Annotated in this window: 28 protein-coding genes; 13 read left to right on the top strand and 15 right to left on the bottom strand. The window is 73.3% G+C overall.

Annotation, left to right across the window (positions count from 1 at the left end):
* Nucleotides 1-149: 149 nt before the first annotated feature.
* From SM452_RS24850 to SM452_RS24835, 4 genes are all read left to right on the top strand, one after another.
* A complete protein-coding gene (locus tag SM452_RS24850; protein WP_030269581.1) occupies nt 150-1,526 on the top strand; it encodes an MFS transporter in 1,377 nt (458 codons plus the stop codon).
* 226 nt (nt 1,527-1,752) lie between these two features.
* Entirely contained in the window at nt 1,753-2,532 is a 780-nt protein-coding gene (locus tag SM452_RS24845) for an SDR family oxidoreductase (protein ID WP_262012890.1), read from the top strand.
* Between the two features lie 36 nt (nt 2,533-2,568).
* Complete coding sequence (locus tag SM452_RS24840) at nt 2,569-2,766, top strand: hypothetical protein (protein ID WP_355509530.1); 198 nt, start codon at nt 2,569-2,571, stop codon at nt 2,764-2,766.
* A gap of 59 nt (nt 2,767-2,825) precedes the next feature.
* On the top strand, nt 2,826-3,374 hold the full coding sequence (locus SM452_RS24835; RefSeq protein ID WP_463840821.1) for a YbaK/EbsC family protein: 549 nt from the start codon (nt 2,826-2,828) through the stop codon (nt 3,372-3,374).
* Nucleotides 3,375-3,410: 36 nt separating this feature from the next.
* Here SM452_RS24835 and SM452_RS24830 read toward each other — a convergent pair whose 3' ends face one another.
* The 4 genes from SM452_RS24830 to SM452_RS24815 all read right to left on the bottom strand — a co-directional run bounded on the left by SM452_RS24830 (nt 3,411) and on the right by SM452_RS24815 (nt 6,814).
* Nucleotides 3,411-4,043 (bottom strand): DsbA family oxidoreductase, encoded by a 633-nt coding sequence (locus SM452_RS24830; RefSeq protein ID WP_463840808.1) that lies wholly within the window; start codon nt 4,041-4,043, stop codon nt 3,411-3,413.
* 20 nt (nt 4,044-4,063) lie between these two features.
* Nucleotides 4,064-4,489: a SufE family protein gene (locus SM452_RS24825; RefSeq protein WP_013283255.1), complete on the bottom strand. Its 426-nt coding sequence runs from the start codon at nt 4,487-4,489 to the stop codon at nt 4,064-4,066.
* 81 nt (nt 4,490-4,570) lie between these two features.
* Nucleotides 4,571-4,990, bottom strand: a complete 420-nt coding sequence (locus SM452_RS24820) for a CBS domain-containing protein (RefSeq protein WP_262012889.1) — start codon at nt 4,988-4,990, stop codon at nt 4,571-4,573.
* A gap of 54 nt (nt 4,991-5,044) precedes the next feature.
* Nucleotides 5,045-6,814 carry a proline--tRNA ligase gene (locus SM452_RS24815; protein WP_355509535.1) on the bottom strand — a complete coding sequence of 590 codons (1,770 nt, stop codon included), beginning with the start codon at nt 6,812-6,814 and terminating at the stop codon, nt 5,045-5,047.
* 94 nt (nt 6,815-6,908) lie between these two features.
* Here SM452_RS24815 and SM452_RS24810 point away from each other — a divergent pair, with 94 nt between their 5' ends.
* Entirely contained in the window at nt 6,909-7,283 is a 375-nt protein-coding gene (locus SM452_RS24810; RefSeq protein WP_262012887.1) for a VOC family protein, read from the top strand.
* Between the two features lie 24 nt (nt 7,284-7,307).
* Here SM452_RS24810 and SM452_RS24805 read toward each other — a convergent pair whose 3' ends face one another.
* The 4 genes from SM452_RS24805 to SM452_RS24790 are packed head-to-tail and all read right to left on the bottom strand — an operon-like array spanning nt 7,308 to nt 9,605.
* Nucleotides 7,308-8,072 (bottom strand): ABC transporter permease, encoded by a 765-nt coding sequence (locus SM452_RS24805; protein WP_013283259.1) that lies wholly within the window; start codon nt 8,070-8,072, stop codon nt 7,308-7,310.
* Nucleotides 8,069-8,881, bottom strand: coding sequence for an ABC transporter ATP-binding protein (locus SM452_RS24800; RefSeq protein ID WP_463840807.1), 813 nt, complete (start codon nt 8,879-8,881; stop codon nt 8,069-8,071). The genes SM452_RS24805 and SM452_RS24800 overlap by 4 nt, the downstream gene beginning before the upstream one ends.
* The gene (locus SM452_RS24795; RefSeq protein WP_013283261.1) at nt 8,878-9,255 is read right to left on the bottom strand and encodes a DUF1048 domain-containing protein; all 378 of its coding nucleotides are present in this window, start codon (nt 9,253-9,255) and stop codon (nt 8,878-8,880) included. The genes SM452_RS24800 and SM452_RS24795 overlap by 4 nt, the downstream gene beginning before the upstream one ends.
* Nucleotides 9,256-9,257: 2 nt before the next feature.
* Nucleotides 9,258-9,605 (bottom strand): PadR family transcriptional regulator, encoded by a 348-nt coding sequence (locus tag SM452_RS24790; RefSeq protein ID WP_463840806.1) that lies wholly within the window; start codon nt 9,603-9,605, stop codon nt 9,258-9,260.
* A 123-nt stretch (nt 9,606-9,728) separates the two neighbouring features.
* Here SM452_RS24790 and SM452_RS24785 point away from each other — a divergent pair, with 123 nt between their 5' ends.
* Nucleotides 9,729-10,496 (top strand): class I SAM-dependent methyltransferase, encoded by a 768-nt coding sequence (locus SM452_RS24785; RefSeq protein WP_355509540.1) that lies wholly within the window; start codon nt 9,729-9,731, stop codon nt 10,494-10,496.
* Here SM452_RS24785 and SM452_RS24780 read toward each other — a convergent pair.
* On the bottom strand, nt 10,471-10,662 hold the full coding sequence (locus SM452_RS24780; protein WP_355509542.1) for a DUF397 domain-containing protein: 192 nt from the start codon (nt 10,660-10,662) through the stop codon (nt 10,471-10,473). The genes SM452_RS24785 and SM452_RS24780 overlap by 26 nt on opposite strands.
* Nucleotides 10,653-11,456 carry a helix-turn-helix domain-containing protein gene (locus SM452_RS24775; RefSeq protein ID WP_355509544.1) on the bottom strand — a complete coding sequence of 268 codons (804 nt, stop codon included), beginning with the start codon at nt 11,454-11,456 and terminating at the stop codon, nt 10,653-10,655. The genes SM452_RS24780 and SM452_RS24775 overlap by 10 nt, the downstream gene beginning before the upstream one ends.
* Nucleotides 11,457-11,551: 95 nt before the next feature.
* Here SM452_RS24775 and SM452_RS24770 point away from each other — a divergent pair, with 95 nt between their 5' ends.
* From SM452_RS24770 to SM452_RS24760, 3 genes are read left to right on the top strand one after another with little or no spacing between them, the layout of a single operon-like run.
* The gene (locus SM452_RS24770; protein WP_463840805.1) at nt 11,552-11,887 is read left to right on the top strand and encodes a hypothetical protein; all 336 of its coding nucleotides are present in this window, start codon (nt 11,552-11,554) and stop codon (nt 11,885-11,887) included.
* Complete coding sequence (locus tag SM452_RS24765; protein WP_463840804.1) at nt 11,884-12,441, top strand: putative immunity protein; 558 nt, start codon at nt 11,884-11,886, stop codon at nt 12,439-12,441. Before SM452_RS24770 ends, SM452_RS24765 begins: the two co-directional genes overlap by 4 nt.
* Complete coding sequence (locus SM452_RS24760) at nt 12,438-12,953, top strand: putative immunity protein (protein ID WP_262012879.1); 516 nt, start codon at nt 12,438-12,440, stop codon at nt 12,951-12,953. The genes SM452_RS24765 and SM452_RS24760 overlap by 4 nt, the downstream gene beginning before the upstream one ends.
* Before the next feature lie 14 nt (nt 12,954-12,967).
* On the opposite strand, the gene SM452_RS24755 is transcribed toward SM452_RS24760, so the two are convergent.
* Nucleotides 12,968-14,368: an outer membrane protein assembly factor BamB family protein gene (locus tag SM452_RS24755; protein ID WP_463840803.1), complete on the bottom strand. Its 1,401-nt coding sequence runs from the start codon at nt 14,366-14,368 to the stop codon at nt 12,968-12,970.
* Nucleotides 14,369-14,386: 18 nt separating this feature from the next.
* Nucleotides 14,387-15,850 (bottom strand): hypothetical protein, encoded by a 1,464-nt coding sequence (locus SM452_RS24750; RefSeq protein WP_463840802.1) that lies wholly within the window; start codon nt 15,848-15,850, stop codon nt 14,387-14,389.
* Nucleotides 15,851-16,104: 254 nt separating this feature from the next.
* On the opposite strand from SM452_RS24750, the gene SM452_RS24745 reads away from it, so the two are divergent.
* Genes SM452_RS24745 through SM452_RS24735 form a run of 3 tightly spaced genes read left to right on the top strand, consistent with a single transcriptional unit; the run spans nt 16,105 to nt 18,267 of the window.
* Nucleotides 16,105-16,875, top strand: a complete 771-nt coding sequence (locus SM452_RS24745; protein ID WP_262012874.1) for an SGNH/GDSL hydrolase family protein — start codon at nt 16,105-16,107, stop codon at nt 16,873-16,875.
* A 2-nt stretch (nt 16,876-16,877) separates the two neighbouring features.
* Entirely contained in the window at nt 16,878-17,324 is a 447-nt protein-coding gene (locus tag SM452_RS24740) for a hypothetical protein (RefSeq protein ID WP_262012873.1), read from the top strand.
* A 40-nt stretch (nt 17,325-17,364) separates the two neighbouring features.
* Nucleotides 17,365-18,267 carry a sulfurtransferase gene (locus tag SM452_RS24735; RefSeq protein ID WP_262012872.1) on the top strand — a complete coding sequence of 301 codons (903 nt, stop codon included), beginning with the start codon at nt 17,365-17,367 and terminating at the stop codon, nt 18,265-18,267.
* A gap of 55 nt (nt 18,268-18,322) precedes the next feature.
* Here the strand turns inward: SM452_RS24735 and SM452_RS24730 are convergent, their stop codons facing one another.
* The 3 genes from SM452_RS24730 to SM452_RS24720 are packed head-to-tail and all read right to left on the bottom strand — an operon-like array spanning nt 18,323 to nt 20,659.
* A complete protein-coding gene (locus tag SM452_RS24730) occupies nt 18,323-19,516 on the bottom strand; it encodes a hypothetical protein (protein ID WP_262012871.1) in 1,194 nt (397 codons plus the stop codon).
* Nucleotides 19,513-20,043: a SigE family RNA polymerase sigma factor gene (locus SM452_RS24725; RefSeq protein ID WP_463840801.1), complete on the bottom strand. Its 531-nt coding sequence runs from the start codon at nt 20,041-20,043 to the stop codon at nt 19,513-19,515. The genes SM452_RS24730 and SM452_RS24725 overlap by 4 nt, the downstream gene beginning before the upstream one ends.
* Nucleotides 20,044-20,059: 16 nt before the next feature.
* Complete coding sequence (locus SM452_RS24720) at nt 20,060-20,659, bottom strand: TetR/AcrR family transcriptional regulator (protein WP_262012869.1); 600 nt, start codon at nt 20,657-20,659, stop codon at nt 20,060-20,062.
* Nucleotides 20,660-20,750: 91 nt separating this feature from the next.
* Between SM452_RS24720 and SM452_RS24715 the strand changes: the two genes are divergently transcribed.
* The gene (locus SM452_RS24715) at nt 20,751-21,890 is read left to right on the top strand and encodes an FAD-dependent monooxygenase (RefSeq protein WP_463840800.1); all 1,140 of its coding nucleotides are present in this window, start codon (nt 20,751-20,753) and stop codon (nt 21,888-21,890) included.
* Nucleotides 21,891-21,921: the final 31 nt, after the last annotated feature.

Here is a 21,921-nt window from a genome sequence, read left to right as displayed (position 1 = left end):
GTCTCGTCCCGGCGGCCCGACTTCCCGGCGCGGCGTCCGTCATGCCACCCCGACGGCAGAAGTTTCCGGGCATCACCCCGCTGTTCCCGCCGGACGAGACGCGCGCCACAGTTGACCTCAACCGGGGGTGAGGTCCGAGGCTGAACGCCATGACCAGCACCACCGCCGTACCGGCTGACCCACCCGTCGACCTCTGGTCGCCGCGCCTGCGGGCGATGACCGTGGGCAGTGTCGCCCTGGTGTCCCTGCTCGCGTTCGAGGCGCTGGCGGTGGGCACCGCCATGCCGACAGTGGCGCGCAGCCTCGACGGGCTCGGCCTGTACGCGCTGGCGTTCGGCGGTTCGTTCGCCTCCGGCGTGGTGGCGATGGTCGCCTCCGGCATCTGGTGCGACGCGCGCGGGCCGCGCCCGGCCATGTGGCACGGGGTCGTCTGGTTCGTCGCCGGGCTGGTGGTGGCCGGCGCCGCCACGACCATGGAGGTGCTGGTCGTCGGGCGGGTGGTCCAGGGCTTCGGGTCCGGACTGGTCTCGGTGGCGCTGTACGTGGTCGTCGGTCAGGCGTACCCGGAGCAGTTGCGGCGGCGGATCTTCGCCGCGTTCGCCGCGGCCTGGGTGGTGCCGTCGCTGGTCGGCCCGGCGCTGGCCGGACTGATCGTGGAACATCTGGGCTGGCGGTGGGTGTTCCTCGCGGTGCCGGCGGTGGCGATCCCGGCGGCGCTGCTGGTCCAGCCGGGCCTGCGGGCGCTGACCGCCACCGTGGCGACCCGCCCGCCGGCGGGTGCGCTGGCCCGGATCGGCTGGGCCTGCGGAGCGGGGGCGAGCGCCGCACTGCTGCACTACGGGGGGCAGCAGCGCGGCGTGCTCGCCGCCGCCCTGATCGCCGGGGCGCTGGCCGGGCTGTTCGTCTGCGTGCCGCACCTGCTGCCGGCCGGGTTCCTGCGCGCGGCGCGGGGACTGCCGACGGTGATCGGGCTGCGCGCGCTGGCGTCGGCGGCGTTCGTGGCCGCCGAGGTGGTGATCCCGCTGATGCTGTCCCGGGAGCGCGGTTTCTCGCCCACCGGCGCCGGCCTGGTGCTGACCGTCGGGGCGCTGTCCTGGTCGGTGGGCTCGTGGATCCAGGGGCGGATCGGCTCACCCCGTTCGGCGGCGACGCTGCCCCGGGCCGGGCTGGCCTGCATCACGATCGGTACGGCGGGCGTGGCGTCAGCGCTGGTGCCCGGACTGCCGGTGCTGCCGGCCGTGCTGAGCTGGTCGGTGGCCGGGCTGGGCATGGGCCTGCTCTATCCGTCGCTGTCGGTGCTCACCCTGGAGCAGTCCGCCCCGGCCGAGCAGGGCCGCAACAGCTCCGCGCTGCAACTGGGCGACTCGCTCGCCGCCGCCACCGTGCTGGCGCTCACCGGCGCGGTGCTGGCCGCCGGCGCGTCCCCCGGCCCGGCCGGCTTCGCGACCACACTGGCCGTGGCAGCCGCCTGCGGCCTGCTGGGCCTGCTGCTGGCCGGCCGGGTGGTCCTCCGCCCCACCCCCTGACAGCCCCCGCCCCCCACCCCGTTGATCAAGGAGTTCGGGTCAGGTTTCGAGCCTCCATCCGACACGAACTCCTTGGTCAACAACGATCAGTGGGGTCGGGGCGGCGCTCGGGGGCGCAGGATCGGGGTGGAAGGGCGGGAGCGGGTGGCTGTCACGATCCGGGTCGGCGTCCCGTCCCATCGTGGAGCCGCGGTGTGGCGGCTGCGCGGGTGTGGGAGGAGTGGCGATGCGGGTGCTGGTGACCGGGGCGACCGGGCGGCTCGGGCGGGTGGCGGTGCCCAGGCTTCGGGACGAGGGTTTCACGCTGCGCGCGATGAGCCGCGGGCCGCGTACCGGGGACGGGGTCGAGTGGGTGACCGCCGACCTGGCCACCGGTGCCGGGCTGGCGGAGGCGGTCGCCGGGGTGGACGCGGTGCTGCACCTGGCCTCGTCGCCGCGGCGGCGCACCCACGACATCGACGTGCTCGGCACCCGCCGGCTCGCGGTGGCCGCAGGTCACGCCGGGGTGCGTCACCTGGTCTTCGTCTCGATCGTCGGCGTCGACCGGGTGCCGTTGGGCTACTACCGGCACAAGCTCGCGGCCGAGCAGGTGGTGGCCGCCGGGCCGGTGCCGTGGAGCGTGTTGCGGGCGACCCAGTTCCCCGAGTTCCTGGACGGGTTGCTGCGCGGCGCGAGCCGCCTCGGCCCGGTGATCGGGGACCGGGCGGTGCTCGCCCAGCCGGTCGACCCGGGTGAGGTGGCGGACCGGCTCGCGGTCCTGCTGCTGGCCGGACCGTCGAACCGGGTGGAGGACTTCGGCGGACCGGAGGTGCTGCGCTACGACGACGCGGCCCGCGCCTGGCTGGCGGCCCGCCGGGTACGCCGTCCGCTGCTGCCGGTCCGGATCCCCGGCCGGCTCGGGCGGGAGTTGCGGGCGGGTGGCCTCACCACGACCGCCACGCCGACCGGCGTCCGGACCTGGGCCGACCACCTCGCTGACACGTACGGGGGAACCGGCGGAAGATGAGAAACGGTCGGGTCCGCACCGGCCTACGGTGACCGCATGCTGGTCTTCGTCGCCACAGTGGTCCTGTACGTCTTCGGTTTCGTCTTCCTCTACGGCGTGATCCGGGTCGGCGTCCGGCACGGCATCGAGGACGCCGAGGCGAACCGTCCCGAGGCGCTCCGCCGCCGGCAGCTCACCACGACCGAGAGCCGGGACTTCGCGCAGGAGAACGCGTTCCTCACCAATCCCAACTGAAGGGCGCGGGCGGGGTCCGGCGGGTCGATCCGCCGGGCGGGTGCGAGGATCGCGCCATGATGGGGACGCTGAAGACGGAGCCGGCCCGGACGCGGCTCGACCTGCTCGCCCCGCCGGTCGCCGCCGCGGTGCAGGTGTGGCCGGCCGAGGCCCCGGTGGACGTGGACGACGTGCTGGTCGCCCCGATCGACGCCGACCTGGCCGACACCGCTGCCTTCTGCGAGGCGTACGGGGTGGGGCTGGAGGAGTCGGCGAACTGCGTGGTGGTCGCCGGCAAGCGCGGCGGCGAGACCCGGTACGCGGCCTGTGTCGTGCTCGCCACCACCCGCGCCGACGTGAACGGCGTGGTCCGTAAGCTGCTCGACGTTCGCAAGGCGAGCTTCGCGCCGATGGCCGAGGCGGTCGAGCTGAGCGGCATGGAATACGGCGGCATCACGCCGATCGGCCTGCCGGCGGACTGGCCGATCCTCGTCGACTCTCGGGTGATCGCCACGCCGCACGTCATCATCGGGTCGGGTGTACGGCACAGCAAGATCGCCCTGCCCGGGCCGGCGCTCGGCGCGCTGCCCGGGGCGAGGGTGGTGGAGGAACTGGCCCGGCCGGCCTAGGTCCTCATCCGCATCGATCTTGTTCCACGTGAAACATCAGGCTGCCGCTTCGCGCTGCGCCACCTCGCGCAGCGCGGCGAGCAGCGTCTCCGGCTCCTGCGCGCCGGTGACCGCGTACTTCCTGGCCAGCACGAACGTCGGCACGCTGGAGACGCCGAGCTGGTGGGCGGTGCTCAGGTCGGCGGCGACCTCCCGGCGTCCCAGGTTCGACTCCAGGTACTGCCGCGCCTCGGCCTCGTCCAGCCCGGCCTCGCCGGCCAGCGTGACGAGCGCGTCGATCGAGCCGACGTCGACGCCGTCGTGGAAGTGCGCCCGGTAGAGCCGCTCGACCATCTCGGCGGAACGCCCGTGCTCGGTGGCGAAACGCACCAGCCGGTGCGCGTCGAACGTGTTCGCGGCCACCGCCCGGTCGAACCGCAGCTCGAGGCCCGCGCCCGCGGCGACGCCGGTGACGTGCGCGGCCATGCCCTCGGCCTTGTCCCGCCCGCCGAACTTGTCGCCGAGCGCCTCCAGCAGCGGCTTCGGCTCGGTGACCGGCGTCGGGTCCAGCTGGAACGGCCGGAACCGGACGTTCACCTCGCCGTCGTACGACTCCAGAGCCTGTTCCAGCCGGCGCTTGCCGATCCAGCACCAGGGGCAGACCACGTCGGCGTAGATCTCGATGTCCATGACCAGCGACAACCCGCGGGTCAGGAGATCTGTTCCCGGACCTGGCGCTTGAGTCGGGCCAGGATGGCGGTGCCGCCGCGAACGCGCAGCGGGCTGATCGCCTGCGCCAGGCCCATCCGCTGGTAGAGGTCGTCCGGTACGGCGAGCACCTCCTCGGCGCTCGCCCCGGCCAGCCCTTCGGCGAGGATGCCGGCGAACGCCCGGGTCGTGGGCGCCTCCGGCGGGCAGTCGAAGACAGTGCTCACCGTCTTGTCGGCGTTCACCTCGGCGCGCAGGAAGAACGCGGTCTGGCACTCGGGGACCTGCTCCAGCTCCTCCCGGTTGACACCCTCGGGCAGGGGCGGGATCACGTCGGCGAACTCCAGCAGCATCTCCAGGACGACGTCGCGGGGCGCGGCGGCGAACTCGTCGACGATCTCGGCCAGCTTGGTCGGCATCTCGGGCATGGGTCGAGGCTATCCGCCGCCGAGCACCGCCACCCGGCGGTGCCGGGCGGGGCCCCGCGTCACGCGAGCGGGGCCCGCCCGTCACACGTTCGGTGCGGCCTCGCTGATGTCGCTGAGCGCCGACTGGGGGTCGAGCTGCATGGCGAGGTCACCGAGGGAGACGATGCCGACGAGCTTGCGCTCGTTGTCGCACACGAGCACCCGGCGGATGTTGCGTTCGCGCATCAGCGCCGCCGCCTCGTTGGCCGTGCAGTGCTGCTCGATCATCACCACCTCGCGGGTGATGATCGAACCGATGGTGGTGGCGCCGGGGTCGGCGCGCTCGGCCACCGCCCGGACCACGATGTCGCGGTCGGTCAGCATGCCGGCGAGCGTGGCGCCGTCGGTCACCACCACGTCGCCGATGTCCGACTCCTTCATCACCCGGGCCGCCTCGTCCAACGGGGTCTCCGCCGGGAGGTAGACCACCTGCCTGGTCATCACGTCACTGACGCGGAACATGAGAGCCTCCGAACGCTTCGGTCGATCCGTCTGCGGTACCCGGTGGCGCGATCGCTACACCCCGTCGCGGCGCGTCGCGCCCACCTCGTCGCGCAGGCGCTCCACGATGGCCTCCACCGGCAGTTCGGTGCGCTCGCCGGTGGCCCGGTCGCGCAGTTCCACGTACCCGTCGGCCAGGCGGCGGCCGACCACGACGGCGCGCGGGATGCCGATCAGCTCGGCGTCGGTGAACTTCACCCCGGCGGACACGTGCGTGCGGTCGTCGACAAGCACCCGCAGGCCGGCGGCGGCGAGGCGCCCGCCGAGGTCGAGCGCCGCGTCGAGCTGCGGCCCCTTCCCGGCGGCGATCAGGTGTACGTCGCACGGCGCGACCGCCGCGGGCCAGACCAGCCCTCGGTCGTCGTGGTGCTGTTCGGCCACTGCGGCGACCGCCCGGGACACGCCGATGCCGTAGCAGCCCATCGTGGGCCGGACCGGCTTGCCCTGGGGGCCGAGCACGTCGACCGCGAACGCGTCTGTGTACCGGCGTCCGAGCTGGAAGATGTGCCCGACCTCGATGCCCCGCCGGATGGTCACCTCGCCGTCGGCGCAGGCCGGGCAGGGATCCCCGGGCCGCACCTCGGCCGCCTCGATCGTGCCGTCCGGTACGAAGTCGCGCCCGCACACCACGTCGGTGGCGTGCCGGCCCGGCTCGTTCGCGCCGGTCAGCCACGTGGTGCCGGGCACCACACGGGGGTCGACCAGGTAGCGGATGCCGTGCTTGGCGAGGATCTGCGGCCCGATGTAGCCGCGGACCAACTCGGGGTGGGCGTCCCAGTCCTCGAAGACCGCCACCGTGGCGGGGGCGAGCACCGCCTCGACCCGCTTGAGGTCCACCTCCCGGTCGCCGGGCAGGCCGATCACCAGCGGCTCGCCCTTCTCGGTGCCGGGCCGGCGGACGGTGAGGACCACGTTCTTCAACGTGTCGGCGGCGGTCCAGCCGCTGCGCCCGCCCAGCTTCCGGGCCTCGGCCAGCTCGACCAGGGCGGCGATGGTCGGCGTCTCCGGGGTGTCGTGCACCTCGGTGGGCGGGTGCGCGTCGGGGTCGCCGGCGGCCGGGGCGCGGGTCACCACCGCCTCGGTGTTCGCCGCGTAGTCGCAGGCGGTGCAGCCGACGAACGTGTCCTCGCCGACGGGCGTGGCGGCCAGGAACTCCTCCGACGCGGACCCGCCCATCGCGCCGGACATCGCGTGGACGGTGGCGAAGTCCAGCCCGAGCCGGGTGAAGACGCGCTCGTAGGCGGCCCGGTGCCGGTCGTACGCCGCCTGGAGCCCGGCCTCGTCCAGGTCGAACGAGTAGGCGTCCTTCATCAGGAACTCGCGCCCGCGCAGCAGACCGGCCCGGGGCCGGGCCTCGTCGCGGAACTTGGTCTGGATCTGGAACAGCGTCACCGGGAAGTCCCGGTACGAGGTGAACAGGTCCTTCACCAGCAGCGCGGCCAGTTCCTCGTGGGTCGGCGCGAGCAGGTGGTCGGCGCCCTTGCGGTCGGCGAGCGTGAAGATGTCGTCCCCGTACTCGGTCCACCGCCCGCTGGTCCGGTACGGCTCGGCCGGGAGCAGCGCCGGGAAGTGCACCTCCTGGTCGCCGATCGCGGTCATCTCGTCCCGCACGATCGCGGTGATCCGGTCCAGCACGAGCTTGCCCAGCGGTAGCCAGGTGTAGCCGCCCGGTGCGGCCCGGCGGACGTATCCGGCGCGGAGCAGCAGCCGGTGGCTCGGCACCTCAGCGTCGGCCGGGTCCTCGCGCAGGGTCCGGAGCAGCAGGGTCGACATGCGCAGCAGCATTGCCGCAGCTTATGGCGCGAGCGGACGACGGGGCGATCCCTTTCCGCGCCCGTGTCGGGTGAGGTTGTCGCGGGGGCGGGGTAGGAAGGGTGGCATGGTGGATCGACCGACGTTGGAGCTGAGCAGTTTCGTGCTCGACGCACCGTCCGCACAGGATCTCGCCGCGTTCTACGAGCGGCTGCTCGGCTGGCACCGGCGGGAGGACGAGCCGGACTGGGTGGTGCTGGCCCCGCCGGGCGGCGGCACCTGGCTGGCCTTCCAGGACGAGCCGGCCTACGTGCGCCCGGTGTGGCCCGCCGGTCCCGGCGACCCGCCGATGATGACCCACCTGGACATCAAGGTCGACGACCTGGAGGCCGCCTCGGCGTACGCGGTGTCGGTGGGCGCGACGGTGGCGGACTTCCAGCCGCAGGACGACGTCCGGGTGCACCTCGACCCGGCCGGTCACCCGTTCTGCCTCTACCTGTGACGGGTGACCGGCTCTCACGACCGGTTAGCTGACCTTGGTGCGGTAGATCGCCGTCGCGGCGGCGTAGGCGGCCAGGAGCAGGCCGGCGCACCAGGCGAGCGCGATCCAGACGTCGTTGCCGACGGGTTGCTGAGCGAAGAGCGCGCGGAGGGTGTTCACGATCGACGTCACCGGCTGGTTGTCGGCGAACCAGGCGACCGGGCCGGGCATCGAGTCGGTGGGGACGAACGCCGAGCTGATGAAGGGCAGGAAGATCAGCGGGTAGCTGAAGGCGCTCGCGCCGTCGACGGTCTTGGCGGACAGGCCCGCGATCACGGCGACCCAGGTCAGGGCGAGGGTGAACAGGATCAGGATGCCGGCTGCGGCGAGCCAGCCGACCACCGATGCGCCCGTCCGGAATCCCATGATCAGGGCGACGCCCGTGACGATCACGAGCGAGGCCAGGTTGGCGACGAGTGAGGTCAGGACATGCGCCCAGAGCACCGAGGGCCGCGGGATCGGCATCGACTGGAAGCGCTCGAAGATGCCGCCCTGCATGTCGAGGAACAGGCGGTACGCCGTGTAGGCGATGCCGGACGCGATCGTGATGAGGAGGATGCCCGGGAGCATGTAGTTGATGTACGACTCGCCGGATCCGGTGTTGATGGCTCCACCCAGCACGTACACGAAGAGCAGCATCAGCGCGACGGGGGTGACCGCCGTGGTGATGATGGTGTCCGGGCTGCGGAGGATGTGCCGCAGGGAGCGGCCGGTTAGGGTTCCGGTGTCGCTGAGGACGTGGATGGTCATCGGGATTCCTCCCCTGCGGGCACGGCTGCCTTGTCGGCGGTCCTGGCGGTGCGGCCCACGAGGGCGAGGAAGACGTCCTCAAGGGTCGGCTGCTTCTCGACGTACTCGACCTTCGCGGTCGGGAGAAGCTGCTTCAGCTCGGCGAGAGTGCCGTTCTGGATGATCGTTCCCTCGTGCAGGATCGCGATTCGGTCGGCGAGTTGCTCGGCCTCGTCGAGGTACTGGGTGGTGAGCAGGATGGTGGTGCCGTCCTCGGCGAGCTGCCGCACGGTCCGCCAGACCTCGATGCGGGCCTGCGGGTCGAGGCCGGTGGTCGGCTCGTCGAGGAACACGACCGGCGGGTTGCCGACGAGACTCATCGCGATGTCCAGCCGCCGGCGCATGCCGCCCGAGTACGTCCCCGCCCGGCGGTTCCCCGCGTCGGTGAGCGAGAACCGGGCCAGCATGTCGTCGGCGATCGCACCCGGACTCTTCAGGTGGCGGAGCTTCGCGACCAGGACCAGGTTCTCCCGGCCGGTGAGCACTTCGTCGACGGCGGCGAACTGACCGGTCAGGCTGATCGACTCGCGTACCTCGGCGGGAGCCGAAGCGACGTCGAAGCCGTGGACGGTCGCGGTGCCGGTGTCCGCCTTCAGCAGCGTCGACAGGATCCGCACGAGCGTGGTCTTTCCGGCGCCGTTCGAGCCGAGCAGAGCGAAGATGCTCCCGGCCGTCACTTCGAAGTCGACGCCCCGCAGCACGTGCAGGTCCTTGTAGGACTTGGTGATGCCGCGCACCCGGATGGCGGGTTCGCGCGTCGCGGTGGTCATGAGTGTTCCTCCCCGCTGTTGCCGGCGGCGGCGTCGATCGCCTTCCGGAGGCGCTCGCGCTCCTTGTCCATCCACTGCCTCCCGGAGTACGCAGACACGAACGTCTCGGCGAACTCGACCGGGTCGTCGCCGACGATCGCGCGGACGGGTGTGTTGTCGGCGACCGCGCGCTCCCAGAGGTCCACGGAGTCGCCGAGCATCGCGACGAGTGTGTTCCCGTCGACGATCCCTCCCTGGTACATGAAGTACCGCTGGAGCGCCTTGGCCGCGCTGCGATGGGGTTCCGGCAGGGCCTCCATGCGGGCCATGTGCCGCTTGTACTGCTTCTTCTGGTCGAGCGATCCGACGAGCGTCTCGATCCACTTCGCGGCCATGCTCATGCTCCTTCGTCGTGCCGGTCGTCGTTGTCACGGAGGTGGTCGATGCGTTCCGCGAGGACGCTCCACGTCCGCCAGAACTCGGCGAGCTGCTTCCGCCCCTTTGCATTGATCGAATACACCTTCCGCGGGGGCCCCTTCTCGGAGGGAACCTTCTCCACGTCCACGAAACCGCGTTGCTCGACGCGGACGAGCAGCGCGTAGATGGTGCCTTCCGCGATGTCCGAGAATCCGCGGTCGCGCAGCCAGGCGGTGATCTCGTAGCCGTACGCGGATCGGCGGGCCAGGATCGCCAGGACGATGCCTTCGAGAGTGCCCTTCAGCATCTCCGTCATCTGGTTGGCCATGTCCTCGTTCCCTTGCTATTAAGCGTCGCTGAGTATCAGTAGAAAGTAACACTAGGTACCGGTAGCTAGCAACGCTTAATACCGGGGTCTCGGAGGGAGAACCACTTCCTCTAGGTTCGACGGATGACCACCACTCCGTCGGCTCGCGCCGCGAGCCAGTACGCGACGACCACCGGCAACCTGACCGCCCGCATGGCGCTGCACTCGTACGGCACGAACCCGCAGGACTGGTTCGCCTGGCTGGGCGGGCGGCTGCCGCTGACCGGGGACGTGCTGGAGGTCGGCGCCGGCACCGGCGAGCTTTGGCGCCGGGTCGGCCGTCGCGGCCGGCTCACCCTCACCGACTTCTCACCCGCCATGTGCGCGCGGCTGCGCGAGGTGCCCGGCGCCCGGGTGCTGCGCTGCGACGCCACGTACCTGCCGTTCCGAGCCGGCGTCGCCGACGCGGTGATCGCCAACAGCATGCTCTACCACCTGGACGACCCGGACGCCGCGCTGCGCGAGTTCGCCCGGGTGCTGCGCCCCGGCGGCCGGCTCGCCGTCGCGGTGAACGGCCGCGACCACCTGGTCGAGCTGAACGAGCTCGGCCCGGTGATCGGGTACCCCGACCTGACCGTCCGGTTCTACGACCGGAACGACGTCACCGCCGAGACGACGCCGGCCCGGGTCGCCGCCCACTTCGATGACGTGACAGTCGAGCGCTACCCGGACGAGCTGGTGGTACCGGCCGCGGAGCCAATCCTGGCGTACGTCGCCAGCATGATCGGGCCGCTCACCGCCGCGCAGGAGGCGGCCGCCCGCGCCGCGATCCAGGCCCGCATCGACGCCGAAGGCGCCTTCCGGGTCCGCAAGCACACGGTGCTGATCAGCGCGGCGCGCGGCTCCCGCTGACCCGGACGAAGGCACGCCAGGCGTCGGGCGTGAAGGTGAGTACCGGCCCGGCCGGGTCCTTGCTGTCCCGCACCCCGACCACAGCGGCCAGGTTGTCCGCTACCTCGACGCACTCGCTGTGTCCGCTGCGGGTTGACTTGCGCCAGATCGCACCGATCAGCTCCATGACTCGACCACTTCCTTCATCAGCTCGATCGACTGCCGGCGGGACAGTGCTTCACTCCGGACACTCTCCCACCTGGACAGCAGGATGGCCACGTCGTCATCTTTGTCGATTACTGTTCCACCGAGCTGGTTCTCGAGATAGCCGATCCAACCCCCGTCCGTTCCCCGGGCGAGGGTGAACGGCCCGGTCAGTCCGACGTGGAGGCCCACGTCCGCCGGAATGACGTGCACCGCGACGTGTGGGTGGGTGCTCGCCTCGATCAGGTGCGCGACCTGCTGACTCATCAAGCCGCGAAAGCTCTCGTCGGCGCGGCGCAGCACGGTCTCCTCGATCACCGCGACGAACTTGAGCGGATCGGTACCGGCCAGCACCGCCTGCCGGTCGAGCCGGACCGCAAGCCGTCGTTCGGCCTCCTGCTCGGCGAGCATGTCGTCAGTGCGAATCATCGCGCGGGCGTAGTTCTCCGTCTGCAACAGGCCCGGAATGAGGCTCGGCTGATAACAGCGCAACTGCTGCGCCTGGCGTTCGGCTTCGAGCCAGGGGCGGAACCAGCTCGGCTGGCCGTCGCGCTCGGCGAGCTTGAGCAGCGACATCAACAGCCCGCCGGTGCCGAGCACCTCGTCGGCCCGGGCGAGGAAGAACCGGTCGAGCGGCCGGTGGCCCAGCTCGACCGCCGACACCTGGGAGCCGGAGAAGTGCACGAGCCTCCCGAACTCCTCCTGGCTCAGCTCGGCCCGCACCCGCAGCCGCCGCAGTTGCGCACGGATCAGCTCGGCGGTCGGCTCGTTCTCCACACGCCCTCCCCAGTCGGCCGCCGGTCTCCCGGCCTCTCCCCGGACCGGCCACGACGACTTCCGAGAGTAGTGGTCAACTCAGCAGACTGTCACGCATGAACCTTCCCGTGCCGCGGCTCGGGCCGTACCCCGATCGGCCCCGCCCCTCCCCGCCGGACCACCCGGCCCACCTGCCGATCCGGCCGCTCTGGCTCTGCCGCGCCTGCGGCGGACCGTGGCCCTGTGCGCAGGCCCGCCTGCTGCTCAAGGCCGAGTACGCGGACCACCCCGTCGACCTGGCCGTCTACCTGTCCGGGCTGTACCACGAGGCCACCCACGACCTGTTCCGCCTCAACCCGCAGGACGGGCCGACCCCGCGCGAGCTGTTCGAGCGGTTCGTCGGCTGGGGCCCGTACCGGCGGGGCAACGCCGATACGATGCCCGCGACATGACAGCGACCGGGGACTTCGAGCTGACCATGGACGAGCTGCGCGAGGTGGCGCGGTACGCGGTCCGCCACGCGGAGGACGTCCTCCCGGTCTACGAGCGGGCGGTTCCCGGTGACCCACGTCCCCGTGCGGCTGTCGAGGCGGCCCGGACGTTCGTGCGCGGAGCCGCCCGGACGAGACTCCAGCGGGTCACGTCCCTCGACGCGCACCGGGCCGCCCGGTCCGCGCCCACCGAGGCCGCGCGCCTGGCCGCCCGGGCCGCCGGTGACGCCGCCGCTGCCGCGTACCTGCACCCGATCGGGAAGGCCACCCAGGTCGGCCACATCCTGCGGGCCGCCGCCAACGCCGCGCGCGTCGCCGAACTTGAGGCCGGCGGCGACGAGACCGTGGGCACGGCGGTGCTGGACGGGTACCGGCGGCTCGCCACGCCCGTACTGGTCGACGTGCTGCGCCGCTATCCGCCGCTGACCGGCGGTGGCAGCCGGGTCGCCCGGCTGATGAGCACACTGGACCACGACCTGCGCCAGGACGCCGCCGGGCCGGAGGCCGCGTCGTGATCCTGCCGAAGGTCCGCGATCCCCGGTTCACCACGATCCGCCGGGGCGGGACGCTCACCGACGAGCACCACCACCTGCTGGCGCTCTGGGCCGCCACCTGCGCGGAGCACGTCCTCGGCCTGTTCGAGGCGGTCCGGCCGGACGACAGCCGCCCACGCGAGGCGATCGAGCACGCCCGCGCCTGGGTGCGGGGCGAGGTCAGGATGATGGAGGCGCGCGCGGCCGGCGGGCACGCCATGGGCGCGGCCCGGGACCTGCGCGGCGCGGCCCGCAACGCCGCGTACGCCGCCGGTCAGGCCGCCGTCGTGGCCCACGTCGCCGCCCACGAACTCGGTGCCGCCGCGTACGCGATCAAGGCGGTACGCGCGGCGGCGCCCGCCGGTCTCGCCGAGGCGGCCGGGCGGGACGAGTGCCGGTGGCAGCGCGACCAGCTCCCGGCCGAGATCCGCGAGCTGGTCCTGGACGACCAGCGGCTGCGCAACGACATCTGCTGGTCGGTCTTCGACTGCTGACGCCGCTGCGCCGGTCAGCGCAGCACGGTGATCGCCGCGTCCGCCGTGACCTGCTTCCACGGCACCAGCACCACAGTGCCGTCGCGTTCCAGCACCTTCGCGTCGCTGCCCTCGGTGCCGGCCGACAGCGGCGCCTCGGCCACCACTGTGACCTCGCCGGTGGCCGGGTCGATCCGGACCAGCCGCGGGGCGAGGTCACGCCGGTCGCCCACCTCCCATGCCAGCAGGCCCTGCTCGTCGAGGCGGACGAGTTCCACCTCGCTGTCGGTGTGCCCGGCCGACACCCAGCGCCGCTTGCCGGTGGCCAGGTCGATCGCCACCACCTGGTTGGCCTGGCGCATCTTGCCGCCGACGTTCGTCGCCTCGGTCGGCAGGTAGAGCGTGTCCGCGTCGGCCAGGTAGGGCCGGATCTCCGGCCCGCTGACCGTGTTGGAGCGGTTGATCGGAAGGTCGCTGAACCGCGTACCGTCGACGGGGTTGCCGAACGTGGCCCGCGCCTTGCCGGCGGCGTCGCGCGCGACGAACGTCTCGCTGACGAGGCCGGGCAGGCTGACCAGCGGGTCGACGCTCAGCACCCCGGCGCTCTGCTGCGCGGCGGGCAGTTTCTGCTGCCAGCGCGGCTTGCCGGTGGACGGGTCCAGGCCGAGCAGCGCGCCCTGGTCGCCGTCGCAACGCGCGGTGACCACCGCCTGGTCCCCGGCGGCCTGCGCCTGGGTCAGACGGCAGTCCCGGCCGGGCAGCAGGCGGTCCGCGTCGGTCTGCCACAGCCGCTTGCCGTCGGCCAGCGCGTAGCCGAGCACGCTCTCGCCACTGCGGACGACCACCTGCCCGGCGGTCACCGACAGGTCCGGGGCGACGCTCTCGGAGCGGCCCGTCCGGCGTTCGACGGGGAACGTCGCCCGCCACGTCTGCGTGCCGGCGGCCGCGTCGAACCCGACGAGCGTGTCGCAGGAGTCGGCGGAGCCGAGCGCCACCACGCCGCGTCCCTCGGCCATCGTCTGCGCGGCCGTGCACAGCGAGGTCGCCTGCGGCGCGGGCACGCCCCACGCCTGGGCGCCGTCGTCGAGCCGGTAGGCGATGACGCCGTCCGGCTGGGCCCGCACCACCGCGTCGCCGATCAGCCAGGCGCCGAACATGTCCTGCCCGTCGTACGTCTTCAGCCCGTTGCGCTGGAGTTCCGGGAAGTCGAGCACCCACGCGGTGCGCAGCTTCTTCCCGTCGTCACCGCCGCCGATCAGCCGGGACACGCCGTAGGCGGTGCCGGCCGCGACCGCGAGCACCGCCACCAGGCCACCGGCGACCAGCAACGCCACGCGTCCGCGCCGCTTCGGCGCCGCCGGCGGCGCACCGGCCGCACCCGGCCGGCCCGCCGGTGGGTACGCGGGCGGCTGCTGATGCTGATGCTGGTACGTCATCGGTCGTCTCCGTTCCCGTCAGCGCGCCTGCGCGCGGACGTAGTCGGCCCAGCCGGCCTGGAACTCGTCGAGCGACACGCCCAGCACGTCCCGGGCGGCGCGGTCGGTCGGGGTGCCGGCGTAGACGGCCTCGACGAAGCGGAACAGCTTCGGCTCACCGTGCTTCTCGGCGAGGTGGTTCATCGCGGTGTGCCCGAGCCAGTAGTGGAAGCTCAGCCGGCCGGGGTCGTCCCAGTCGCCGTTGCCGGGCAGCGTGCCGTTCCACCCGTCGCGGACCAGCTTCCGGGCCTGCGCGGTGCGTTCGCTGGCACTGAGCGGGCGGCCGTGGAAGGCGAGGTACTCGGCGAAGCCCTCGACCACCCACTCGTCGAGCTTGCTGAACTCGTCCACAGCGGCCAGGTCGGTGCGGGGCGTCATCATCGAGTGCGCGATCTCGTGCCGCAACACCATGCGGGCGTCGTTGTCGCCGCCGGAGCGGGTGAAGTAACTGTCGCTGGTGTCCACCACGATGCGGGTGCCGCCGATCGTGGCCTTGCCGTCCTTCCGCTCGGCCGCGACCATGCCCAGCGAGATGCCCGCCTCGGTGGCCTTCTCGGTGCCGATCCGGTAGAGCGAGGTCATCTCGTCCTTGCCGTCGGCGAGCGTGACGACGAACTTGTCCGACACCGGGCCGGGCGGCGCGCCGGCCCGCCACACGGCCAGGTTGCTCGTCACCGCCTTGTCGACGGCCGGGGCGTGCCGCCTCGCCAGGTCGGCCCGGGCCGCGTCGGTGATGATCAGGGCGAACGGGGTCCGCTCGACGTGGATGTCCCGCCACTTGTCCCACGGTCCGGGGTAGTAGACGGTCTTCGAGTCGCCGTTGCCGCCGGCCGGCGCGCCGGTCACAGCGGTGACCCGGATCGGCGCGTCCTTTCCGGCGCGGACGATCGTCCAGCGGTACCACTCGGCGACCGGCGCCCGGTCGAAGCCGTCCAACTGGTGCACGAAGGAGACGTCGAGCTGGAACGTGACGCCCTGCCCGAAGGCGTCGCTCACGCGGCCCTGCTTCTCGACCGTCTCGTAGCGGGCCACCGACAGCGGCAGCTTCGCCAGGTTGCGGAACAGCTGGGTCTGCCCGGTGATCAGCTCCTTGCGGGCCGGGTCGAACGCGGCCAGGTAGCCGTCCAGGTCCTTGGCCGCGAGCGCCTTGCTGTGCCGGTCGAGCAGGGCGGTCAGCTCGGCGTTCGTGACGGTGACGCCGTTCGCGCCGGCTGCCGCCTTCGGCGCTGGGCCGTCCTCGTCGTCGCCGCGCAGACCCAGCCCGACGCCGACCGCCGTGCCGGCGCAGACCGCCAGCGCGAGCGCCCCCGCCGCGAGCCCGATCCAGAGCCCACGGCGGGACTTCGGCGCCGGTGGCGGTGGCGACCACGGCACCGGCTGCGCGGGCGGCGCCACGCCGTACCGGGGGTCGGCGTGGCCGGGCGGTGGGTGCCCCTGCGTCATGTGGTTCCTCGCTCGTGCCGTGTGCGGGACCGGCCGGACGGTTCGCCCCGGCCGGATGACGGCAGACATCATCCCCGGTCCGGGCGACGGATTCTGCCCCGCCGGTCGTGTCCGGCGGATTTGTCCCCTCGGGTGGCTGTCGTGAACAGGACGTCGAGACATCCGCCACGTCCGGGGTTCAGGGCCAGCGGGACCGGTCCGCACGGTGACAGACTGTGCGACGCACTTCTGCCGGAACGTCTGAGGGAGGCGCCGTGCGCTGGCGCAGCTACGTGGCGGTGGGCGACAGCTTCACCGAGGGCATGGACGACGCGTATCCGGACGGCAGCTACCGGGGCTGGGCCGATCTGGTCGCCACCCGTCTCGCCGTCGAGGCCGGGCCCGACTTCGGCTACGCCAACCTGGCGATCCGCGGCCGGCTGTTCCCCAACGTGGTGGCCGAGCAGGTGCCGTCCGCGCTGGCCATGAAGCCCGACCTGATCAGCTTCGCGGCCGGCGGCAACGACGTGCTGCGCCGCAGCTTCGACCCGGACGCGTTCGTCCCCCGCTTCGACTCGGTCGTGCAACGGCTGCGGTCCGGCGGCAGCGACGTGATCCTGTTCCGGTTCGCCGACGTGATGTCCCGGCTGCCCGGCCAGCGGCTGATGGCCCCGCGCGTGACGCTGCTCAACCGGGTCGTCGGCGAGGTGGCCGAGCGGCACGGCGCGATCCTGGTCGACCTGTACGCCGACGACACCTACCTCAACCCGCTGCTCTGGAGCACCGACCGGATCCACCTGTCGGCGGAGGGACACCGCCGGGTCGCCGCGCAGGTGCTCACCGCGCTCGGTGTCGGCTGCGACGAGGAGTGGCTGCTGGTGCCGCCGCACCCGGCGCCCAGCCCGTGGCTCGCCGCGCGCGCCGCCGACCTGCGCTGGGCCGGCAAGCACCTGGCGCCGTGGATCAGGCGCCGGCTGACCGGGCGGTCCTCCGGCGACTTCGTCACCGCGAAACGGCCGGTGCTCGGGCCGGTCGAGCGCGACTGAGCGTGCGTACCGTCCACGCCGCCGACCTGCTGCGGCTGACACCCGACGACCCACCCCGCGCCGGGCTCGCCGTCGTCATCGCCGGTGACCGGGTCGAGGCGATCGTGCCGGCGGCCGAGCTGCCCGGCGCGTACCCCGGCGTGCGGGTGCGGCGGTGGGCCGGCACGCTCGGGCCGGCACTCGTGCACGACGGACCGCTGCCAGCGGCGCCCACGCCGCGCGAGCGGGTGCACGCGCTGTTCCGGCTCGGCGTGGCCGCCGTGCTCGACGAACACGTGACCGACCCGGCGCTGCGTTCCGCAGCGGCCCGCAACGAGGTGGCGGTGCTGCCCGCCGCCCGGCCGCCCGCGCTGGTGACCGGCGGGCGCGCCGACCTCGCCGTGTTCGACGCGGACGGCTCGTGCCTGGCGACAGTGGTCGCCGGCCGCCTGGTGCACCGCCGCGCCTGACCGGCACCGCGCCCCGCGGATCCGGCGTACCTTGGGGATCATGCCTGTGCCGAGCGATCCGCATCCCCGCCTCCAGTCGTACGCCGACCCGCAGCGCCTGGTCACCACCGAGTGGCTGGCCGAGCACCTGGGCGACGAAGGGCTCGTGGTGGTCGAGTCCGACGAGGACGTGCTCCTCTACGACACCGGCCACATCCCCGGCGCCGTCAAGGTCGACTGGCACACCGAACTCAACGACCAGGTCACCCGCGACTACCTGGACGCCGCGAGCTTCGCCGAGCTGTGCGCCGCCAAGGGCATCGGGCGGGACGACACGGTCGTCTTCTACGGCGACAACTTCAACTGGTGGGCCGCGTACGCCCTCTGGGTCTTCTCCCTCTTCGGTCACCAGGACGTACGGCTGCTCGACGGCGGCCGGCAGAAGTGGATCGCCGAGGGGCGGGAGCTGACCCGGGACAAGGTGAGCCGGCCGCGCGCCTCGTACCCGGTGCCGGAGCGCAACGACGCGCCGATCCGGGCGTACCGGGAGCAGGTCATGGCGCACGTGGCGGCCGGCCGTCCGCTGGTGGACGTGCGGTCGCCGGGCGAGTACACCGGCGAGATGCTGCACATGCCGGACTACCCGCAGGAGGGCGCGCTGCGCGGCGGGCACATCCCGGGTGCGGTGAGCAAGCCGTGGAAGTCCGCCGCGAACGACGACGGCACGTTCAAGTCCGCCGACGAGCTGCGCGCCATCTACGGCGACCAGCTCGGGCTGAGCCCGTCCGACGACGTGGTGGCGTACTGCCGGATCGGCGAGCGGTCCAGCCACACCTGGTTCGTGCTGCACCACCTGCTCGGGTTCCCGCAGGTGCGCAACTACGACGGCTCGTGGACCGAGTGGGGCAACCTGGTCCGGGCACCCGTCGTGAAGGGCGACCAGCCCGGCGGCCTGACCCGCTGAACGTCCCGGCCGGTCCCGCCGTCACGGCGGCGGGGCCGGCCGCGTTCCAGGCCGGTCAGCGGGCGGCTATCGACAGCCGGCCGGGGATGTTGCTCGCCACCCAGTCGACGGCGCCGGTCTCCGGCCGCCACCGGGCCAGCCCGGCGTCGTAGCGGAACAGCAGGTCACCGTCGGCGGTCCAGCTGTACACCTCGCAGCACCCCTTCGCCCGGCCCTCGCGGCCCAGGTCGAGCAGGCGGGTCACCGCCCCGGTTCGGGCGTCCAGCACCGCCACGCCCTCGGCGCCGATCGTCGTGCCGGCGGCGCCCGCGGTGGTGGTCCACCCGGCCTGGCCGATCCGGTCGCCGCGCTGCCAGCCCCGCCCGTAGACCTCGTCTACCCGGTAACCGGGGGGAAGCTCCCCGGTGGTCACCGGCCGCCGCTCCGGCGCGCCACCGGAGGCGGGGAACCGGCGTACGGCCAGGCCGCCGTCCCCGGACCAGCCGCCGACAGTGAACAGGTCGCCGGACCGGGCCGGCTCGGGCACGACGAGCCTCCACGGGTCGACCGGGAGCTTCCGGGCCGCCCCGGTGCGCCGGTCCAGCTCGTACGCGGTGTCGTTGTCCCCGACGATCAGCCGGTCCCCGGCCCAGACGACATGTTCCAGGTAGCCGGTGAGCGGGTAGCGGCGGACCGCTGCGTCGGTCAGGCCGACCACGACGACCTCGCCGGTCTGGGCGAACGCGGCGGTCCGGCCATCCGGCGACAGGCTGGCCGGCTTGAGCGGAGCGGCCTCGTTGCCCCCGGAGTCGCGGGTGGGCGCGAGCGTCACCACGTCGAGTTCCCGGACCATGCCGTCGTCACCCAGCACCCGGACCGGGCCGGCGTCGCCGGTCTCCGGGTCGACCGGCTGGTACAGCGCCAGCGCCCGGCTCACCGGCCGGTCGGAGAGGCGGTAGGCCACCCGGTCGCCGAGCCGGCCCAGCGGGTCGCCCGCCTCGCCGAGCCGGTCCGGGGGCCGCTGCACCACCGGCGCGCTCGGTGCCGCTGTCACAGTCGGGCGGGGCGGTGCCGCAGGTGGCGGGCCGGAGCGGTGCAGGAGTGCGGTCGTACCGCCGCCGAGCAGGACCACGGCGACGGCGGCGGCGCCGGCGGCCCGGCGGGCGCGGCGGACCCGCCCGGCCCGCTCCCATCCCGTCTCGGCCGGCCGGGCCGGCCGGATCTCCTCGGCGGCCCGGGTCAGCAGCCGGGTCAGCTCGGGCTCGTTCACGGGTTCGCCTCCATCCCGGACACCAGGTCGTCTCCGGACGTGCCGGGGGCGGGTACGACGTCGCGCAGCCGGCGCAGCGCGTCGTGGCACTGGCTCTTGACGGTGCCGACGGTGACGCCGAGCGCCTCGGCGGTGGCGATCTCGGTCAGGTCCTCGAAGTAGCGCAGCACCACCACGGCCCGCTGGCGCGGCGGCAGCCGGTCCAGCGCCGCGCGCACGGTGAGCCGCAGCGCCGCGTCGGCGTCGGCTCCCGGCCGGTCCGGCGGGTACGCGCTGAGCCACTCCCGTCGCCGGCGCCGCCACCAGGAGACGGCGTCGCGGTAGAGGATGGCGCGCACGTACGCGGCCGGGTCGCCGTCGCGCACCGACGACCAGCGCAGCGCCAGCTTGAGCAGCGCGTCCTGGAGCAGGTCCTCGGCCTGGTGCCGGTTTCCGCAGATCAGGTACGCGGCGCGCAGCAGCCGGTGCTGGTACGCCTCGACGAAGGCGAGGTAGTCCGCCCGCCCGTCGTCCGCGTCACGCCCCATCCGGCTCCTCCTCCCGTCACCGGCCAGACGCGCGGGACGGGGGTAAAGGTTGGGTCAGGTAGCGCTGAATCGTCGGGCCGACCCAGTCGGCCAGTTCCTCGGGGTCGAGGTCTGCCACTGGTGGCAGCCGGACGACGTACCGGGTGAGCGCGAGCCCGAGGATCTGACTGGCCACCAGACCGGCCCGGCGGTCGGCGGTCGCCGGGTCGGCACCGGACCGGGCCACCGCGACGGCGAGCTGGCCGGCGAAGATCCCGCGCATCCGTTCGGCCGCGCCGGGGTTGGTGGCGGCCGCCCGGAGCAGGGCGACGAGTGTCCCGTCCGCCTCCCATCGGCGTACGAAGTGCCGGGTCAGGGTCTCGCCGAGCCGGTCCGGCGGCACCTCGGCCAGGTCGGGCAGGCGTAGGTCGAACTCGGCCGCCGCGGCGAACAGCCCCTCCTTGCTGCCGTAGTAGCGCATCACCATCGACGGGTCGATGCGGGCGTCGGCGGCGATGGCCCGGATGGTGGCCCGGTCGTAGCCGTCGGCGGCGAAGCGTTCCCGGGCGGCACGCAGGATGGCCGCCCGGGTGGCGTCCGAGCGGCGGGTGCGGGTGGCGGGTTCGGTCACGTCCACGACTGTAGGCCAACACGTGTTGACATCCGCTCTACAGTGAAGTCAACACGTGTTGGCAAACAGTTGTTGACCGAGCCTGGAGGTGGAAGCGATGCTGCCCGAACGCACCGACGTCCTCGTGGTGGGAGCCGGGCCGACCGGCCTGGCCGTGGCGGTCACGCTCGCCGGGCACGGGGTGACCGCGACAGTCGTCGACCGGCTCGCCGAGCCGCCCGTCACCTCGCGCGCCGCAGTCGTGCACGCCGGCACCCTGGAGGTGCTCGACCGGATCGCTGTCGCCGCGCCGCTGGCCGCCCGGGGGCTGCACTCGGCCCGGTTCAGCGTCCGCGACCGGGACCGGGTGCTGGTCACCGTCCCCTTCGACGGGTTGCCGTCGCGCTATCCGTACGCGCTGCTGATCTCCCAGGCCGACACCGAGGCGGTGCTCACCGACCGGCTCGCCGCGCTCGGCGGGCGCGTGCTGCGGCCGTACGAGATGACCGGCCTGGACCTCGACGGCGACGGCGCCGTCGCCCGCTTCGACGGCGGCCGCGCGGTCCGGGCGCGCTGGGTCGTGGGCGCGGACGGGATGCACAGCCGGGTCCGCGAGCTGGCCGGCATCGGCTTCGGCGGCCCGGCCGACCCCGGTGAGTCGTTCCTGCTCGCCGACGTCCGCGTGGACAGCGCGCTCCCGCGCGACCAGGTGAGCCTCTTCCTGTCCCGCCGGGGCCCGCTGGTCTGGGCGCCGCTGCCCGACGGCACGGTCCGGCTGGTCGCCACCGTGGACGACGCGCCGCGCGACCCGCAGGCGCACCACTTCCAGGCGCTGCTCGACGAGCGCGGCCCGGCGCGCCGGCCGGACCGGGTCACCGGCATGGCGTGGTCGTCCCGGTTCCGGATCCACCACCGGATCGCGAGCACCTACCGTTCCGGGCGGGTGCTGCTCGCCGGGGACGCCGCGCACGTGCACAGCCCGGCCGGTGGGCAGGGGATGAACCTCGGCCTGCGGGACGCGGTCGCGCTCGGCGACGCGCTCGCCGCGGGCGGGCAGGCTCTCGACGGGTACGCCGCCGACCGCCGCCCCCGCGCCGAGGAGGTGCTCGGCTTCGCCGCCGGCCTGACCCGCCTGGCCGCCGCCCCACCTTTCGCGCGCCCCCTGCGCAACGTGCTGCTCCGCCTCGTCTCCACCCTCCCCCCGGCCCGGCACCGCATCGCCACCCGCCTCGCGGGCTTCGAACCACCACCCCGCTGATCTTGCAGTTGCGGCCCTCGGCGGGTCCACT

The organism is Micromonospora sp. SYSU B005, from assembly GCF_055362685.1.
The sequence above is the reverse complement of the archived record's forward strand: the minus strand, read 5'-3'. Positions and strand labels throughout refer to the sequence as shown.

Bases quoted from the DNA above. Each gene is read 5' to 3' on its own strand.
- SM452_RS24850 (WP_030269581.1), top strand. From the start codon at position 150: ATGACCAGCACCACCGCCGTACCGGCTGACCCACCCGTCGACCTCTGG.
- SM452_RS24845 (WP_262012890.1), top strand. From the start codon at position 1,753: ATGCGGGTGCTGGTGACCGGGGCGACCGGGCGGCTCGGGCGGGTGGCG.
- SM452_RS24840 (WP_355509530.1), top strand. From the start codon at position 2,569: ATGCTGGTCTTCGTCGCCACAGTGGTCCTGTACGTCTTCGGTTTCGTC.
- SM452_RS24835 (WP_463840821.1), top strand. From the start codon at position 2,826: ATGGGGACGCTGAAGACGGAGCCGGCCCGGACGCGGCTCGACCTGCTC.
- SM452_RS24830 (WP_463840808.1), bottom strand. From the start codon at position 4,043: ATGGACATCGAGATCTACGCCGACGTGGTCTGCCCCTGGTGCTGGATC.
- SM452_RS24825 (WP_013283255.1), bottom strand. From the start codon at position 4,489: ATGCCCGAGATGCCGACCAAGCTGGCCGAGATCGTCGACGAGTTCGCC.
- SM452_RS24820 (WP_262012889.1), bottom strand. From the start codon at position 4,990: ATGTTCCGCGTCAGTGACGTGATGACCAGGCAGGTGGTCTACCTCCCG.
- SM452_RS24815 (WP_355509535.1), bottom strand. From the start codon at position 6,814: ATGCTGCTGCGCATGTCGACCCTGCTGCTCCGGACCCTGCGCGAGGAC.
- SM452_RS24810 (WP_262012887.1), top strand. From the start codon at position 6,909: ATGGTGGATCGACCGACGTTGGAGCTGAGCAGTTTCGTGCTCGACGCA.
- SM452_RS24805 (WP_013283259.1), bottom strand. From the start codon at position 8,072: ATGACCATCCACGTCCTCAGCGACACCGGAACCCTAACCGGCCGCTCC.
- SM452_RS24800 (WP_463840807.1), bottom strand. From the start codon at position 8,881: ATGACCACCGCGACGCGCGAACCCGCCATCCGGGTGCGCGGCATCACC.
- SM452_RS24795 (WP_013283261.1), bottom strand. From the start codon at position 9,255: ATGGCCGCGAAGTGGATCGAGACGCTCGTCGGATCGCTCGACCAGAAG.
- SM452_RS24790 (WP_463840806.1), bottom strand. From the start codon at position 9,605: ATGGCCAACCAGATGACGGAGATGCTGAAGGGCACTCTCGAAGGCATC.
- SM452_RS24785 (WP_355509540.1), top strand. From the start codon at position 9,729: ATGACCACCACTCCGTCGGCTCGCGCCGCGAGCCAGTACGCGACGACC.
- SM452_RS24780 (WP_355509542.1), bottom strand. From the start codon at position 10,662: ATGGAGCTGATCGGTGCGATCTGGCGCAAGTCAACCCGCAGCGGACAC.
- SM452_RS24770 (WP_463840805.1), top strand. From the start codon at position 11,552: ATGAACCTTCCCGTGCCGCGGCTCGGGCCGTACCCCGATCGGCCCCGC.
- SM452_RS24765 (WP_463840804.1), top strand. From the start codon at position 11,884: ATGACAGCGACCGGGGACTTCGAGCTGACCATGGACGAGCTGCGCGAG.
- SM452_RS24755 (WP_463840803.1), bottom strand. From the start codon at position 14,368: ATGACGTACCAGCATCAGCATCAGCAGCCGCCCGCGTACCCACCGGCG.
- SM452_RS24750 (WP_463840802.1), bottom strand. From the start codon at position 15,850: ATGACGCAGGGGCACCCACCGCCCGGCCACGCCGACCCCCGGTACGGC.
- SM452_RS24735 (WP_262012872.1), top strand. From the start codon at position 17,365: ATGCCTGTGCCGAGCGATCCGCATCCCCGCCTCCAGTCGTACGCCGAC.
- SM452_RS24725 (WP_463840801.1), bottom strand. From the start codon at position 20,043: ATGGGGCGTGACGCGGACGACGGGCGGGCGGACTACCTCGCCTTCGTC.
- SM452_RS24715 (WP_463840800.1), top strand. From the start codon at position 20,751: ATGCTGCCCGAACGCACCGACGTCCTCGTGGTGGGAGCCGGGCCGACC.